Here is a 15603-nt window from a genome sequence, read left to right on the forward strand (position 1 = left end):
CGTACAAGGTTACAGTCTGACTGACAACTCAGTTTGGCTACAACGGCTCATCCGGTTTTTCCGACTTTCCGACTTTTTGCTCGGATAAAACTCCCGACTCCAACCGACTGACAAAGCATGCTGCGCCTTTATAAGCTACAGAAAAAGAGCTGGTTGAGAGAAACATGGTTGAAATGCTGCAATTGAACTTAACTTCAATAGATTTGGCAGGCCAGTACCACCAAGACCTGAATTTCTGGCAGATTCAGCATCGAATTGATGCTCTGATCAATCGCTATCTCTCTGTAGAACATTTGCGCGATCGCCTAGAAGATCTCCCAGTTCAGTTTAGAACCCCACAGACTCGGCCTTGGCAACCGATTGATTGGCAAGCGATCGACCGTCAGCAAGTAGTTGGAATTGACCTAGATGTGTTTTTGGCGATTCTCAAAGGCGCGATCGACACAGAAGCTCCCATTCGCCAATATACACAAACCAGTCGGCTGTACTTAGAGCAGTTGCATCCACAGATGGCTCGGTTTGTGGGTGGTAGCGTAGACGAGCATGGTTCCCTGATAGAGCCAGGTTTGTGGGAAAAGGAGGAGCGACAACATACACCAGCTCTCATGAAGGTCTACACCCAACTGACAGGTGAAAAAATCACACCAACTCAGCGATCGGTTCGCTCTTATCAATCGTCTGATAATCCCCGCAACGATCTCTATCGGCATGGTCTCCATCGCATCGCGACCGAATATGGTGCCACCTGTCTCTATCTTTGGCTGATGGCACATACGACAGGCCCACTCCAGGTAGTCCTAGAAGAGTTGGTACGAGATGAGATCAATCACATGACTAAATTCTGGGGATTTGGAGTTTGGGCATTTCCGGAGTCTTCTCTGCCTCATATTGGTCTCACCTTACTACAAACGATGCAAGGACGACTGACTTACAGCCAGAATCGCAGTAGTTTGGTTGGCACTCTCCATCGGATGACGAACGTATTGGCTTGGCAGTCTTGGTCTTGGAGCAACCGAGCCACGTTTATTTTTACCTGTACTCGAGTTTTGCACCGTCTTTATGGCTGGAGCAGGAGTTTGAGGGCTGCGGAGTTGCAGAAGCTTTTTGGTAAGGATGAAGAAGAGCGGAGGAAGGATGAAAGAGGAAGAGAAATATTTGAAGGATGAAAAACATCTTTTTGATGATGAGTAATTGATATAAACCGAGAATTAAAACTGACATGGCTACTGAATTTCTTTCGTCTTTACCTACTGATTTAGATCCCCAACGCTTGCCTCGTCATGTGGCAGTGATTATGGATGGGAATGGGCGCTGGGCGACCCAACGGGGTTGGCCACGGGTTGCGGGGCATCGTCAAGGTGCTAAAACTCTCAAAGCGCTATTACGTTGCTGCAAAGATTGGGGGATTGAATCGCTGACTGCCTATGCTTTCTCGACTGAGAATTGGCGGCGATCGCCTGAGGAGGTCAATTTCCTGATGCTGCTGTTTAAGCGCCTGTTACGTCAGGAATTGGCTGAAATTCAACGCGAGGGAGTAAAAATCACTTTTATTGGAGATTTATCTATCCTACCGGGCGCTTTACAGCAAGAAATTCACCATGCAACCATAGCCACAGCTAACAATCGAGTGCTGCAATTTAATGTGGCTGTGAATTATGGCAGTCGCGCTGAGATTGCGAGGGCTTGTCGCCAGGTGGCTGAGCAAGTGCAGCAGGGAAATCTTAGTTCCGCTAATGTGACAGAGGATTTAATTGAGCAATATCTTTATACTGCTGATATCCCTAATCCGGATCTCCTGATTCGTACCAGTGGCGAGCTGCGTTTGAGCAACTTCCTATTGTGGCAGTTGGCTTATACAGAATTGTATTTTACAGATATCCTTTGGCCCGATTTTGACCGAGCTGCTTTTCATCAAGCTTTGTTGGCTTATCAGGGACGCGATCGCCGTTTCGGAACTGTCTCCACGCCACTATCTAATTCTGCGGCTCAGGCTGTCCTGTAGTTGTGCTTTAGGCGATCGCTGCTGGAGATATCAATCTTGTCGCTTGGATAAATTCATCGTGCTTAATCCGGGCCGATCGTTGTAGATATGCCATCGCCTTCAGTGCCGCCCAGTGAGCCTCCCAATCGGAACCAGCACAGCAATCCTCGATGACATGAAAGTGATAGTCGCGGTGGTGGGCTTCGGCGGCGGTGTAGTGGACGCAAACATTGGTCATCGTGCCCATCAAGATTAGGGTGTCAACTTTTAAGCCTCGTAGAAGTATTTCTAGGTCAGTACCAAAGAAGCAGCTATAGCGGCGTTTACCAATAGCAAATTCTCCTTCAATGGGGGCGAGTTCGCAGTAATAGTCGGTGCTGGGCCAAGTTTCCAAGCAATGAATTGGTTCCGCACCATCGAGTTCTCGGCCAAAGTCTACCATTTCCTTGCGATGGATTTCCTTAAAGTGGATTATGGGCATCTTGGCGGCTCGTGCGGCTGCTAGTACTTGCTTGGCTTTTGGCAAAACCTCCGTTGTCCCTACGTGGGGCAATCCACCCTCGCCAGTAAACACACCCGTTTGGAAATCAATACAGATCAGTGCGGTTGTTTGGGGATTAAATTGAAACGTCATCAGATACCTGCATAAGTGACCATTTAGCTCATGCTCTTGCGTGAAAATTAATGGCGAATCTGGTCAGCCCAAGGCGTGAGCTTTTGCGAAAGCGATTTTAAGCCGTAGTCAATCACAACTCCAATTACCCCAATTAAAGCGATGCAGAACAATACCTTTTCGGTTTGTAGAAAGCGTTGGGCTTGGATAATTTTGAAGCCTAAACCATTCTGCGCCGCTACCAGTTCTGCAATCACCAAGAAGTTCCAGGCTCCGGAGATGTTGACGCGAAGCGTATCTAGGACACTAGGGAAGGCAGCAGGGATAATCACTTTGAAGACAACATTCCGTCGAGTTGCACCCAGCGTATAAGCTACGTTGATCATCTCATGGGGGATAAACTTCACTGCATCTGCCACCATAATGGCGTTGTACAACACCACTCCCAACATGATGATCAAGATTTTGGAAGGCTCTCCTAAGCCTAGCCAAATCACGATTAACGGCACAAATGCAGTCACGGGCATATAACGCACCGTGCCGACTAAGGGAGCAAACAAACTGTCCAGGCTGTAGAACGTGCCCATTGCCAATCCCATTGGTACGCCAATGACTGCGGCAGCCAGAAAACCAGCCAAGACACGACCACTGCTCACTAAGACATCCAACGCTAGATTGTCTTCAGTAAACATTTTGAGGCCAGCTTGAAATACAAGGGCTGGGGAGGGCAAAAAGATTGGCGATACCCACCCCAAAGAGCTAACCACAGCCCAGAGTAATAATGGAACGATTAGGGAGACGGCAATGAGGAGAAAAGACAGTGATTTAGGAAAGCCTTGGCGAATACTCCAAAAAGTCGAGGGCTGCAAATAGTGATATTCACGGATAGGTTCTGAATTCGTCAGGCTAGATTGAGTCACCGAAATGGCCTCTGCTAGGGTTAAGAATTGGTGAAAAGTGCTATTTAGGAAAACGCAGGTCTAGAAGAACTTTAAGTACCGCTGGATTTCCCAGTCGGAGACATGGGTGTGATATTCCTCCCATTCCTGGGACTTAAACTCGATGTAGGATTTGTACATCAACGGTCCCATCACCTTTTCGCTCAGAGGGTCACTGGCAAAAGCCGCGATCGCCTCTCCTAAGTTGCGCGGCAGAAAGCGAATCCTCATCTCCTCCAATTGCGCCAACGAGTAGTTATACATGTTTTCGGTATTGGGGTCGCCTGGATCAATGCCCTCACGAATTCCTTCTAATCCAGCGGCTAACAGCATAGCGGCACCCAGATAGGGATTGCTGGCAATATCAGCAGCGCGGCATTCTACTCGTCCACCTGCTAAGGGAATCCGCAACATGTTGGTGCGGTTATTGTTGCCGTAGCAGACATAGATGGGTGCCCAAGTAAAACCTGACATACTACCTCTGGCCACCAATCGCTTGTAGCTATTGACTGTGGGGGCAATGACGGCGCAAATGGCAGGAGCATGTTTAAGGATGCCTGCAATGAACTGATAGCCCAATTTTGAGAGTTTACAACCCCGCGTATCATCAGGCTCATAAAACAGATTCTCTCCTGTCTGAATGTCTGCCAAAGACATATTGTAGTGGGCACCGCTCCCTGTCCGATTGGCAAAGGGTTTGGGCATGAAGGTGGCAAAAAAGCCATGCTTACGAGCGATCTCTTTCACCATAAGCCGAAAAAAGGTAAAGCGATCGGCCATTTTTAGGGCATCACAGTAAGCGAAATCGGTTTCAAACTGGCCATTGCCATCTTCGTGGTCAAAGGAGTAGACATCCCATCCCAGGCTATTCATGGCTTCGACAATTTCTGTGACCCAGGTGTAGTTATCTAGCAGTCCTTGTAGGTCGTAGCAAGGTTTGGATAAGGTGTCGCGATCGCTCACCGGAACGACTTTGCCATCTTCTCCTTCTTTGAGAAGAAAAAACTCGGTTTCTATCCCTAAGTTGAAGGTAAACCCCAGCGCAGCGGCTTCGGCTAGAACTCGCTTGAGGATGCCACGAGAGCAAGCTTCAAAGGGTTCTCCTTTGAGATAAAGATCGCTGGCCAGCCAAACCAGTTCTGAATTCCAGGGTAAGATAGCCGCTGAGTTGGGGTCGGGACGAGCTGACACTTCTTCGTCGCTGACATCTTGTGGCACACCATCGAGAGCAGCCCCAGTAAATAGCTCTGACCCTGTCATCATTTGGCCCCAGTGGTTCAGTGGTACGGATTTAGCCTTGCACATGCCGTGGATATCGACAAAACTGGCTAGGGCATACTTTACGCCTTGATCTTGTAGCGATTCCTTGAGTGCTTGTGATTCTGGAATTAGGGTTTCAGTCATCTTCTTATCCTTCAAGTTCGGGCGTTACTGAATGGTGGGAGGCATCTCTTCGAGCGGGGTTCCTTCCGACATGGCTCGTTGCAATTGGGCGCTTAGCTCTGCCACACAGCTTTCTAAGATTTGTTTGCCGAAATTAAAATCTGCTTGGCTAGGGGTTCCCACTGCTCCATGAACGCTCTCCTTGTTGACTGTGTAGGCGAAAAAGCAACCAGCCGAGCGATCGGGTTCATCTAGTGCCTTATCCATCTGCACCAAATCTGGCCGTAGCGCCAACATCATGGAAGTCTCGGCACAGTTGGCATGAAAATTAGCCGCATCTTGGTGATAGAACTGATGAATCTGGGGGGTGATTTCCCAAAGCGATCGCAAGGCAATCCGGAAGTCAGGGTAGGTATGCCGCACCTTCTCCAGGCCGCAACGCAGTGGTGCCCAATTGGTCACGTGACCATTCAACAGAAGCAGACGCTGGAATCCGGCGCTATAAACCCACTCAGCAATTTCCAAAATTAACTTAGCCAAGGTTTCTGGGCGTAGGGAGATCGTTCCAGGCCATTTTTTGGAATGACCTAGAGAGCAACCGTAAGCTAAAGCAGGTAACACGGGGATGCCTGTTTGAGCTGAGACTCCATGAGCCACGGCGATCGCGGAGAAAGTATCTACACCAACGGGCAAATGCAAACCATGTTGCTCAGTTGCTCCAATTGGGAGGATCACCATGTTGATCCCACTGTCTCGCACTTGGGTAATCTGCTCCCAAGTTAGTTCTTCCCAAAGTACAGGTTGGTTGGTTGGGTTGTCTGAGCGAGTCATGGTCTCACACTTCCTGGCAGAGACTCGATCGGACATCCCGGTTGGCGGCGGCGCTCTAGATAGTCCTGCATAATTTGGTGATACCGTTCTTGGCCGAAAATAGTGTAGTGACCGGGATAGACTGTTTCTACAGGTAGCTTTTGCAATCGCTCGTAGGTCGCTGTGTAGGTGGGAATATGGCTGCAATGCAGTTCATCTAGCAACTCACCGTCGTAAATCACATCGCCAGAGAACAGCTCTTGAGAGCCAGGATCATACAAAGCAATACAGCCAGCCGAATGTCCGGGTAGATGCAACACTTCCAAGGCGCGATCGCCCAAGTCCAGCACATCTCCTTCTTGTAGGACTCTAGTAGGCTCAGTTTCTCGGAGGGTGTATTGCTCGACTGTAAACCCAGCGTGAGGTAGCAGATCGAAATGATCTGGTTGCACCCAACCCTGCTCTGGTAAACACAGCGCCTCATAATCATCGCCTCGCCGCAGAGCCTCTGCTTCTGCCGCATGGATGGCTCGCTGATCGAACTCATACAGGCCACCTGCATGGTCGAAATGAATGTGAGAGGCGATCGCTAGCAAAGGTTTATCGATCAAAGCAGCAATATGTTGCCGCAGACTCGCTACTCCTAACCCGGTATCAACCAGTAGATCTTGGGTTTGGCCTTTGATTAGCCAAAGATTGGCGCGATTATAGGCGTAATAGTGAGGCTCTGTAATCAGATATAGGTCGTCTCGCAGCCGCTGGGTAGAAAACCAATGCTCACAGACAGGTTTGTTGCACATGATGATAGCGAACAGATAAGCAATGGATGATTATGCTGCTTTCACGATGGAAGCGTCATACAAAGAATCAACCTTGAGAGCCTGAGGCACAAACTTAAAGTCATAAGCGGCTTTGGCAGTCATGTCCAAATTGCCAATCAAACTGTTGGCATTACTGGCGTTGAAACCGACGGATTTATTGCCTTCTAAATCAAATAGTTTCACGCCTTCCAATTGCGTTTTGATTTCCTCAGCGCTCACCCCTAGCCTTCTACCTGCAAGCTTGAGAGATTCGGCATCGTTTGCATTCAAAAGCTTCACAGCTTGATCGACTGCTTTGAGATAAGTTTGTAGATCTGCCTGACGGGTTTGCAGCAACTTGTCATGCACCGCAATCACATCAGCGATTAAGTTGGTATCCTTGGTGGAGAAAATGATTTCTCCTCCTCCTTGCTGTGCGGCTTTACTCAAGTAAGGTTCATAAGAAACGGCAACATCCACTTGTTTGGCTGCGAAAGCGGTTGCCGCATCAGCCGCTGCTAGATCTTTAATGATCGCATCTGCTTCAGTCAGCCCTCCTTTTTCTAAATAGGCTCGGAGCAAAACTTTCTCAAATAAAATATTTTCGCGGGCGATCGTTTTGCCTTTGACATCTTGAGGAGATTTAATCCCACGGCCAATAATGCCATCGGAACCGTTAGAGTAGTCCACCAAGTAGATCATTTTGATCGAAGGATCTTTAGCCGCCATTTGAATGGCATCCCCAGAGGTAAACCAACCAATATCTACCTTTCCTGCTAGGAACGCGGTCATCTCTTCTGTAGCACTCTGGAAAAACAGATCTTGAACTTTTAGCCCTGCTTGGGAGAAAAGATTTTTGCCTACCGCTACGTGATGACCAGAATAGCCAACCCAGTTATTGGTAGCAGAAACCAACGATTGAGATTGAGGTGCATTGGCATTGGGTTGCTGAGAGCAGGCAATGCTAAGAACTAAAGACAGGAACGCTAAACCCAGCAACCGAATCAAAGAAGGGAACTTACGCATGGAGTCTGATTGAATTTAATTAACTAAAGAGAAACTGGGGCAACATCGTGACGGAGGGTATGAATAATTTGCCGTTTGATATCGACAAAGGTGGGAGAAAGTTTAATATCCAATTCTCGACGTTCTGGCAATTGAATCGTAATCTCGGCTTTGATTTGACCCGGATGGGCACTCATGACATAAACCCGTTGCGATAAGTAGATGGCTTCCTCAATGTCATGAGTAATCATCATCACGGTGACATGGGTTTGCGCCCATAGCTCTAGTAAGAACTGTTGCATTTGTTCTTTGGTCTGAGCATCCAAAGCGCCGAAGGGTTCGTCCATCAGTAACACAGCGGGCTCATTGGCTAAAGCCCGGGCGATCGCCACCCGTTGCTTCATCCCACCCGATAACTGTTTGGGGTAGCTGTTGGCAAACTTTGATAACCCCACCACATTCAGGAAGTAACCCACGCGATCGCGCTGTTCTGCTTTTGACATTTGGCGGAGTTGTAACCCAAACGCCACATTCTGAGCTACGGTCAGCCAAGGATAGAGGGTATATCCCTGAAATACCATGCCGCGATCGGAACCAGGGCGACCTGTCACCAACTGACTATCGACAAAGACCGCACCAGAGGAAGGGGCAGCCAGCCCAGCCACAATATTGAGTAACGTGGACTTGCCGCAACCAGAGGCACCAACCAAACAGACAAATTCTCTAGAGTGAATCTGTAAGTTAATATCGTCCAGTACTCTTAATTGCTTACCCTTGAGACCGTAGGATTTGCAGACATTGTGAACCTCTAGTTTTGCACCTGTGGGAGAAGGTATTGGATGTGTTGGTTGGGGTTGAGCAGCGCGGTCTAGCAACTTACGAGATTTTGAATCAGTACTTAGCATTGCAAAAAGCTCCTGAGGCGGGAAGGATTACGGTGCTGCTCCGAAGAACCGAGGCAGATTGAACCTCTACAAATTCTTTAGACTTTCCGATAACAATAGTTGCCATATGCAAACTCAACTGTAGGAAATAGAACAAAAAAGCCCAGGAGAGAAGCAACTGCTGTAGCAGTAAACTCTCCCGGGCTTTTATCCCGCCGTGTAACCTATAAAACTCTATAAAAGTTAATAGATTCGCTTCTCTCGGACCAGGCACTTATCTCGATGGATACGTCGGAACCCTAGAAGCTGTAACAGTTTTCAGTTTTTTTAACTTCTCTAGAAAGCTTTTTTCAAGAATAATGAATGACCCAGACTATATATAGCCAGTTGCTAACAGGAGCAGTTGTATCAAAATTGACGAAATTGCAGGGCATTGCTAAAACCCTGAAAGTTTAATCAAGGGCGATCGCGGTCTCAACCTAACTTCAGCAGGCTCAGGGAATTGATTCTCACAAGCTTGTAGAGATTGAATAATGATTTCATAGAACTAAGGGTCGCATGCAGCGTATTTCAGTAGTTGGAACCACGGGTTCTGGCAAAACAACTCTGGCTCGGCACATTTCTCAACGTCTAAACATCCCGCACGTTGAGTTGGATGCTTTGCACTGGAACCCTAATTGGTCGGAAAGTGCAACCGATGTTTTTTGCTCGCGAGTGGCTGAAGCTTTGAGTGGCGATCGCTGGGTGGTAGATGGAAATTACAGCGAAGTACGAAATCTAACTTGGTCCAGTGCGGATACTTTAGTTTGGCTAGATCTACCCTTTTCTACTACCTTTGGGCGACTATTGCGACGCACGGTGCGACGAGTAGTGACTCAAGAAGAACTATGGAGTGGCAACCGGGAGACGCTCACCAAAGCGCTGAGCCAAGACTCAATCCTGTTGTGGCTATTTCGCACCTACCACAAGCGCCGACGCGAATATCCCGTCCTGCTACAACAACCAGAGTATGCTCATCTAAAAATCATCCATTTGCGATCGCCCCAGGTTGCTCAAACCTGGCTAAAGGAACTGGGCTAGCTTGGCTGAATTAGCTCACCAGAGACGAACACAGCCTCTTTCAGCCAATAGTCTTGCATCTCATCAAAGGTTTTGACTTGCCTACCGTAGAGGGGATTGCCCAGCAATAGAGTCTGTTTTGCAGGATCAATTGCTAATAGAGCGATCGCATGAGAGATCTTACTCTCTCCTACAGGCTCCATGACATGCAAAATTGCTAGTTGCTGACGATTCACTAGATCTTGAATACTTAAATTACGCTCGTATTGAGGATCTAGCCCTAAAACCCGCATGGCATAAATCTCCGCGATCGTACTGGTACCCGTGCGGTCAGTCCCAGCTAGCTTCGTCACATCTAGCTCAGTGATGGATGACTCAGGTTTGATTATTTGAGCGATGGTGGCAATAGATGCAGCAGCACATGTGTAAGGAGTGGTTTGCAGCACAACTTCCTCTGAAACTCTAGCGGCTTGGACCAAGTTGTCAATTGGCAACTAGTAGTACGCCAAGAAGCAGGTAGCCGACAAACTCACCACCAAAAACAAAACTAATTGTTGTAGGCGCTGTATATCTTTCCAACCAGGTAACTCTAACGATAGGATCAGCCCAATGCAGAAGCAGCAAACCGCCAAAACAGCATCCCAAAGGTAGGCTCCCACATATAGCAAAAGAAAGTTGGGCACCCAAGGGCTGCTGCGTCCTGCTACTAGTACGATACTCAGCAGGGTGCCAACACCTAGTGACAATAGGCTAATCACATACACTTGTTTCTGACGGTGCTGTAGGGCGTTGGCAGCGGTGAAACCCCGCCGAGCTAAGGTTTGACCTGTAAAGATACCTGGCAAAAAAGAGATTAGGGAGATGATTACTAGAAACACAAGCTCAACTGCTGTTTGCAGCACGCTATGGATGGGTTGAGCCTAAAGTTCCCAGATAGGCAGCTTTAACCCCAAAAATAGCTCCACCAAACTCAACTATTTTGTAGTTCAGCGAAGTCAGTATCTCTACCAAATGAGTGACCGAGGAGTAGGAGATTACATCTATGGATGAATGCCCAAAAGACTTTAGTAGAGCAAGATTAAGGGGCTGTAGTCATTAAAACAGTTTTATAAACATACGGTTAGAAAAGTAAAATCTTGGGTTTAAGCGATCGCCTAAATTCTTTTTTTAAGTCTTAATAACCTTGCTGAAGATACTTCTAAAAAATAAATTTTTTCAGAAAACATACGAATCAGGAGAGAGAAATGGCTTTAGGACAACCTTTAGAACAACATAGAAGAGCGATCGGTATATTTCCCAGTCGTGAGCAGGCAGAACACGCATTGGGAGAATTGCGTGACAGCGGCTTTCCGATGGACAAAGTTTCTGTTGTAGCGCAAGACTCAAATCACAACGATGAGCGGCTGGCAGGCACTGAAGTCACACATCAAGTCGGCAACAAAGTCGGTAACAAAGCTGATGAAGGTGCAAAGACAGGCGCGATTACGGGCGGTGCGTTGGGTGGCTTGGCAGGTCTGCTAGTTGGTCTTGGTATCTTAGCAATCCCAGGAATTGGGCCAGTAATGCTAGCGGGAGCAGGAGCCACTGTCTTAGCTACAGCGCTCTCAGGTACGGCCATTGGCGCTGCTACAGGCGGCTTGCTGGGCGGGCTAGTAGGGCTAGGCATCCCTGAAGATCGGGCTAAAGTCTATAGCGATCGCGTGGCTCAAGGACAATACATGGTCATAGTGGAAGGCACAGATGCAGACCTGCGTCGTGCTGAAGCGATCCTCCAGCATCGAGGTGTTGAGGAGTGGGGCATCTATGACACCCAGCACTCCAAGGGATCTGGCTCCACCGCCATTGTTGAGTCACCTGTTAAGTCACCTGAAATAGCTAACTCCGCCGCCACAGTCGCCGCAGTTGAGTCAGAAAATATCCAATCTATTGACTTGTATTCAGAACGGCTGGTGCCAGATAAGACTCGGCAAAAGACAGGGGAAGTCTCCGTTGGTAAGCACGTTGCCATAGAAACCCAAAGTGTTTCAACTCCAATTGAGCGAGAGCGCGTTATTGTGGAGCGGATTAAGATAGAGAACGCTGACCGACCTGTAGCGCTTGATGAGACTAGCTTTCGAGCCGGAGAAATCTTCCGCATGGCAGTGTATGAGGAGACACCAAACATTCAAAAAGAGGTGTTTGTTCGCGAAGAAGTCAGCCTACGGAAGGAAGTTACCCGAGAGGTGGTCAACCTTGAAGATACAGTACGTCGCGAAGAAATTCGGGTCGAGACAGAAGGGCATCCCGCTGTGAATGCAGACCGCGATCGCCTGCCTCAGGATCGGATCTAAGCTTTATCTTCACTGGTAGCGATCGCCTCTCCAGGATTAGCTTTGAGGCTTAGATCAGCGATCGCCCTTAGATAATAATTTGATGAATAATTAGCTTTTGCAAAGAAAATCATGAAGAAGTTAACTCCATTGTTTCTGAGTAGTGTTTTGCTACTGGGCTTAGCAGCTTGTGATACTGCCAGAACCAGTAACAGTTCACCGGATACAGCGACACAGCCAGAGAGCAACTTAAAAGAGCCTGTTGCCCAGAAAAACCAAAATGATGCTACTTCCGAACTACGAAGAAGGCAATTAAATTCTGACATTCGTGCCCGTGAGCAGCGCAATGATGCTACTGGCGATGACGCTATTAGAGCCGATGGTGATCTACAAAGCGAAGTGCGCTCAAAGTTAGAAGCTAATCTGCCTCAAAGTGAATTAACTATCACTGCGGAAGAGGGAACAGTCACGATCGCTGGGACGGTCGTAGATGATCAACAACTGAGAAAAATCGAACCTTTAGCAAAACAGATTAAAGGCGTTCGCGCTGTGACTCTCAAGGCTAACGTTGCTTCCCATGCCCAGCCAGATGAACCACCCGCAGCAGACTCCAAAGAAGTAACAGAAACTCACACAAATTAGAATTCGTGGTCCTAGCTGGTACGATTTAGCTCAGGCAAAACAACTAAAAATTTGAAAATCTATTAGTTGGGTTGAACGTCAACCTCGCTAGAAATCTCATTTAACTGGCTGGGTTCGACATCTAAAGAGTTGTCGCTAGCTTTGATCTGCTTAATTGCAAAACTAGCGAATAATCTTTAGGTAAACAGATACGTGATTTTTGTGAAGATATTGTGAGCCCTCAGTCCCTTCACGCAGCGAGCGCAGACTTTTTTGACATAGATATGGAACTAAAGACGATCGCTGGAAATCCCATTAGTTGCTTGGGTTTAGCTAGCCGACGAGTACAAGAATCGGCTTGTATAGCTCAAGCATTTGAGGCTGGGGTTAACTACTTTTTCTTCTATAACTTGGGTTCTGAGCGTTTTTTAGAGGCATTAAAATTACTGGCGAGCGCTCAACGAGAAAATTTATGTATCGCCACAGGCAGTGAACAACGCAGCTCTACTACCCTTCGAGAGTATCTAGATCAAGTAAGAAAAACATTAGCGGTTGATGTAGTAGATATCTTTTTTGCGCAATATGTGTCTCCTGGTGACAACCCTACCGAGGTTGCAGCAGCGCTAGAGGAGCTATACGAATGGAAAGCACAAGGATATGTTCGCTATGTTGGCGTCAGTACCCATGACCGAGCGATCGCTCTGGATATGATCCAAAATCAGCGCTGTGATGTCTTGATGCATCGCTATAACATGGCACACCGTAAAGCAGAAGTAGATGTTTTGCCAACGGCAGTTCAAACAGGTATCCCAGTAGTGGCATTCACTGCGACCCGCTGGGGCACTCTATTGCGATCGCCAGCCGATTGGCCTCATGATCCTCCTAGCGCCACTGATTGCTATCGCTTCTCCCTGCAACCCTCGGCGATTCCAGTTGTTTTGACTTCACCTGCCAACTTGACGGAACTGACTGCAAATCTTAGCGTCTTACAAACTGCATCCCTGACTTCTCCAGAGCTAGTTCACTGGCGACAGTATGGGGATTTCGTTTATGGCAATGGCCTGGACAAATTTGAGACGCAATGGCTTTAGTGCTCAACCATCCACAATTATTTATTGGGTAAGTCCGGTTTGCGGAGCAATTTTGCTGTAACTACAAATACCTATACAATAGTTGACTTGGATTTCACTACGAAAGCATGCGATCGCACAACTGGGTAGAGCACTCATTCAAACCAATGAAACGACCACTACGCTTTCTATCTAAAAGCTGGCGGCAGTCGCTCCAGTCCTGCTTCCTATTCTGCTTAGCAGCTTCCCTGACTATCTTACTAGCGGGTCAGCCCACCAAAGCGATCGCGCAAAGTCCAATTCCAGAAATGCCTTTTCCAGAGGTGCCGCTGCCAGAGGTCAGCGTTCCACAACCTACGCCGAAGCCCCACCAGGAAATTCGGGGAGTTTGGTTAACCGAGAATGATAATGACATCCTGAGAGATCAGGCTAAGCTTCAAGATGCTGTAGGTCAACTGGCTCGATTGAACTTCAACACACTTTACCCAGTAATTTGGAATTCAGGGTATGTGCTGTATCCCAGTGCTGTGGCTCAACGCCATGAGATTCAACCTTTTGTACGCAAAGGCTTGCAGGGACAGGATATCCTTGCTGATCTAGCAACTCAGGCTCATCAAAAAGGATTGCTCGTGATCCCTTGGTTTGAGTTCGGCTTCATGGCACCTGCGGTTTCGGAGTTAGCCGCCAATCGTCCTGAGTGGTTCACCCACCGCCGCGACGGCAGCCTAACCACAGAGATTGATGCTGGCGAAGTGATGTGGTTGAATCCGTTTTTGCCAGAGGTGCAGCAGTTCATTAGCGATCTGGTGCTAGAAGCGGTGACTCAATACGATGTCGATGGCATCCAGTTTGATGACCACATGAGCTTGCCTGTTGAGTTCGGTTACGACCGCCATACCTTAGCTTTATACAAAAAGGAAACCAAGAAAGACGCTCCAGCCAATGCTCGTGATCCAGAGTGGGTACGCTGGCGGGCTGACAAAATTACGGCCTTCATGGCTCAGTTAAATAAAGCAGTCAAGGAGAGAAAGCCAAATGCGATCTTCTCTGTGTCTCCTAACCCCTATGATTCAGCCTATAGCGGCTATCTGCAAGACTGGTTGAGTTGGGTACGGAAGGATATCGTGGATGAGCTGATCGTGCAGGTGTATCGTCCTGATATGCAGAGTTTTCTAGGACAAATCGCCCGCTCGGAACTTCAAGAAGCCAGCCAAAAAATTCCCACAGGAGTCGGGGTGCTAACAGGCTTGAGAAACAAACCCATGCCGATGTCGCTGATTCAGTCAAAAGTCAGAGCCGCTCGCGATCGCGGTTTGGGCGTATCCTTCTTCTACTACGAAAGCCTCTGGGAGCATACCCCCGAACCCGCAGCAGAACGGCAAGCGAATTTTCAGGCGCTTTTCCAATCGCCAGTGGCGCGGGCAGTAACAGAGTAGGAATTGCAGCCCTAAGTGGTTGAGCGCCAAGAGGGAGGGGTAACATAGTAAACGCTCAACCTTTCAACCTAAATTAGTTCAGGCGCTTGAAATACTATTCTCAAGAACGGGATGTTTTCCCTACTCAGTACCTTAGCGACCTCCGAGGTCAGATTCTCGCTTGCTCTTATTTAGCGGTGAATAATCTCAACCGTGACTTCGTGGGAACCAAAGGATTTTCGGTCGTGTTTCAACGCTCAGAACTAGGGAAGGTAGAGCAGCAATTCCCCTTCTTTAAGCCTTATCTCGATCGAGCCTTACTGCCCAACTGCAACGCCTTTTACCTCAACCCCTTGTTATTGGGCGCAGGCTCCCGCGTTGACCCCCATATCGATCGCTCGTTGCGGTCCTACTGCAAAACCGTTGAGCCACCAATGGCAGTGAGTGTGCTCTATGTACAGGTGCCAGCCAACTTGGAGGGCGGAGAACTGGTGCTACGTCGCCAAAAGCAGCAGGTTGGGCAGGTGAAACCTCAAGCCAATACGTTGGTGTACTTTCAAGGGGATTTGACCCATTCTGTTAATGCGGTGAAAACAACTGGAACGCGGCTGAGCTTAGTCTGCGAACAATACAGCCTCAGTGATGCAGAGCTGCATGACATCCCGACCTTGACCATAGAATCGAGGGCCATGAAGCCAAAACGCAAATAGCAGAA

At 48.1% G+C, this 15603-nt stretch carries 18 protein-coding genes and 1 riboswitch; of the genes, 8 read left to right on the plus strand and 10 right to left on the minus strand.

Going from position 1 to position 15603, the window contains the following annotated elements; all coding sequences use genetic code 11:
• Positions 1–37: 37 nt before the first annotated feature.
• Positions 38–166, minus strand: a complete 129-nt coding sequence (locus H6F68_RS29295) for a hypothetical protein (protein WP_255527346.1) — start codon at positions 164–166, stop codon at positions 38–40.
• On the opposite strand from H6F68_RS29295, the gene H6F68_RS07400 reads away from it, so the two are divergent.
• Together H6F68_RS07400 and H6F68_RS07405 are read left to right on the plus strand one after the other, a co-directional pair.
• Positions 165–1166, plus strand: a complete 1002-nt coding sequence (locus H6F68_RS07400; protein ID WP_199299957.1) for a ferritin-like domain-containing protein — start codon at positions 165–167, stop codon at positions 1164–1166. The genes H6F68_RS29295 and H6F68_RS07400 overlap by 2 nt on opposite strands.
• A 53-nt stretch (positions 1167–1219) precedes the next feature.
• Positions 1220–2002, plus strand: coding sequence for an isoprenyl transferase (locus H6F68_RS07405; protein WP_190557755.1), 783 nt, complete (start codon positions 1220–1222; stop codon positions 2000–2002).
• Between the two features lie 7 nt (positions 2003–2009).
• Here the strand turns inward: H6F68_RS07405 and H6F68_RS07410 are convergent, their stop codons facing one another.
• Genes H6F68_RS07410 through H6F68_RS07440 form a run of 7 tightly spaced genes read right to left on the minus strand, consistent with a single transcriptional unit; the run spans position 2010 to position 8435 of the window.
• Positions 2010–2615, minus strand: a complete 606-nt coding sequence (locus tag H6F68_RS07410) for a cysteine hydrolase family protein (protein WP_190557757.1) — start codon at positions 2613–2615, stop codon at positions 2010–2012.
• Between the two features lie 47 nt (positions 2616–2662).
• Positions 2663–3514 (minus strand): ABC transporter permease subunit, encoded by an 852-nt coding sequence (locus H6F68_RS07415; RefSeq protein WP_190557759.1) that lies wholly within the window; start codon positions 3512–3514, stop codon positions 2663–2665.
• Between the two features lie 60 nt (positions 3515–3574).
• On the minus strand, positions 3575–4936 hold the full coding sequence (glnT, locus tag H6F68_RS07420) for a type III glutamate--ammonia ligase (RefSeq protein ID WP_190557761.1): 1362 nt from the start codon (positions 4934–4936) through the stop codon (positions 3575–3577).
• A gap of 24 nt (positions 4937–4960) precedes the next feature.
• Entirely contained in the window at positions 4961–5746 is a 786-nt protein-coding gene (locus H6F68_RS07425) for a creatininase family protein (protein WP_190557763.1), read from the minus strand.
• Positions 5743–6525, minus strand: a complete 783-nt coding sequence (locus H6F68_RS07430; protein ID WP_190557765.1) for an MBL fold metallo-hydrolase — start codon at positions 6523–6525, stop codon at positions 5743–5745. Before H6F68_RS07430 ends, H6F68_RS07425 begins: the two co-directional genes overlap by 4 nt.
• 30 nt (positions 6526–6555) lie before the next feature.
• Positions 6556–7551: an ABC transporter substrate-binding protein gene (locus H6F68_RS07435; RefSeq protein ID WP_190557767.1), complete on the minus strand. Its 996-nt coding sequence runs from the start codon at positions 7549–7551 to the stop codon at positions 6556–6558.
• A 23-nt stretch (positions 7552–7574) separates the two neighbouring features.
• Entirely contained in the window at positions 7575–8435 is an 861-nt protein-coding gene (locus tag H6F68_RS07440; RefSeq protein ID WP_190557769.1) for an ABC transporter ATP-binding protein, read from the minus strand.
• A gap of 173 nt (positions 8436–8608) precedes the next feature.
• A riboswitch (guanidine-I (ykkC/yxkD leader) is annotated at positions 8609–8728 on the minus strand.
• A 244-nt stretch (positions 8729–8972) separates the two neighbouring features.
• On the opposite strand from H6F68_RS07440, the gene H6F68_RS07445 reads away from it, so the two are divergent.
• A complete protein-coding gene (locus H6F68_RS07445) occupies positions 8973–9494 on the plus strand; it encodes an AAA family ATPase (protein ID WP_190557771.1) in 522 nt (173 codons plus the stop codon).
• Here H6F68_RS07445 and H6F68_RS07450 read toward each other — a convergent pair.
• Together H6F68_RS07450 and H6F68_RS07455 are read right to left on the minus strand one after the other, a co-directional pair.
• The gene (locus H6F68_RS07450) at positions 9491–9967 is read right to left on the minus strand and encodes a cysteine peptidase family C39 domain-containing protein (RefSeq protein ID WP_190557773.1); all 477 of its coding nucleotides are present in this window, start codon (positions 9965–9967) and stop codon (positions 9491–9493) included. The two genes, H6F68_RS07445 and H6F68_RS07450, sit on opposite strands and share 4 nt — an antisense overlap.
• Positions 9968–10351, minus strand: a complete 384-nt coding sequence (locus H6F68_RS07455; protein WP_190557775.1) for a hypothetical protein — start codon at positions 10349–10351, stop codon at positions 9968–9970.
• Between the two features lie 366 nt (positions 10352–10717).
• On the opposite strand from H6F68_RS07455, the gene H6F68_RS07460 reads away from it, so the two are divergent.
• The 5 genes from H6F68_RS07460 (at position 10718) to H6F68_RS07480 (ending at position 15598) form a co-directional block, all read left to right on the plus strand.
• Positions 10718–11803 (plus strand): YsnF/AvaK domain-containing protein, encoded by a 1086-nt coding sequence (locus tag H6F68_RS07460; protein ID WP_190557777.1) that lies wholly within the window; start codon positions 10718–10720, stop codon positions 11801–11803.
• A gap of 111 nt (positions 11804–11914) precedes the next feature.
• Entirely contained in the window at positions 11915–12424 is a 510-nt protein-coding gene (locus tag H6F68_RS07465) for a BON domain-containing protein (RefSeq protein WP_190557779.1), read from the plus strand.
• Positions 12425–12687: 263 nt separating this feature from the next.
• Entirely contained in the window at positions 12688–13494 is an 807-nt protein-coding gene (locus H6F68_RS07470) for an aldo/keto reductase (protein WP_190557781.1), read from the plus strand.
• A 146-nt stretch (positions 13495–13640) separates the two neighbouring features.
• Entirely contained in the window at positions 13641–14909 is a 1269-nt protein-coding gene (locus tag H6F68_RS07475; protein WP_242065394.1) for a family 10 glycosylhydrolase, read from the plus strand.
• A gap of 86 nt (positions 14910–14995) precedes the next feature.
• Complete coding sequence (locus H6F68_RS07480; RefSeq protein ID WP_190557785.1) at positions 14996–15598, plus strand: 2OG-Fe(II) oxygenase; 603 nt, start codon at positions 14996–14998, stop codon at positions 15596–15598.
• Positions 15599–15603: the final 5 nt, after the last annotated feature.

It is taken from the genome of Trichocoleus sp. FACHB-262 (assembly GCF_014696035.1).
Classification (GTDB): domain Bacteria; phylum Cyanobacteriota; class Cyanobacteriia; order FACHB-46; family FACHB-46; genus Trichocoleus.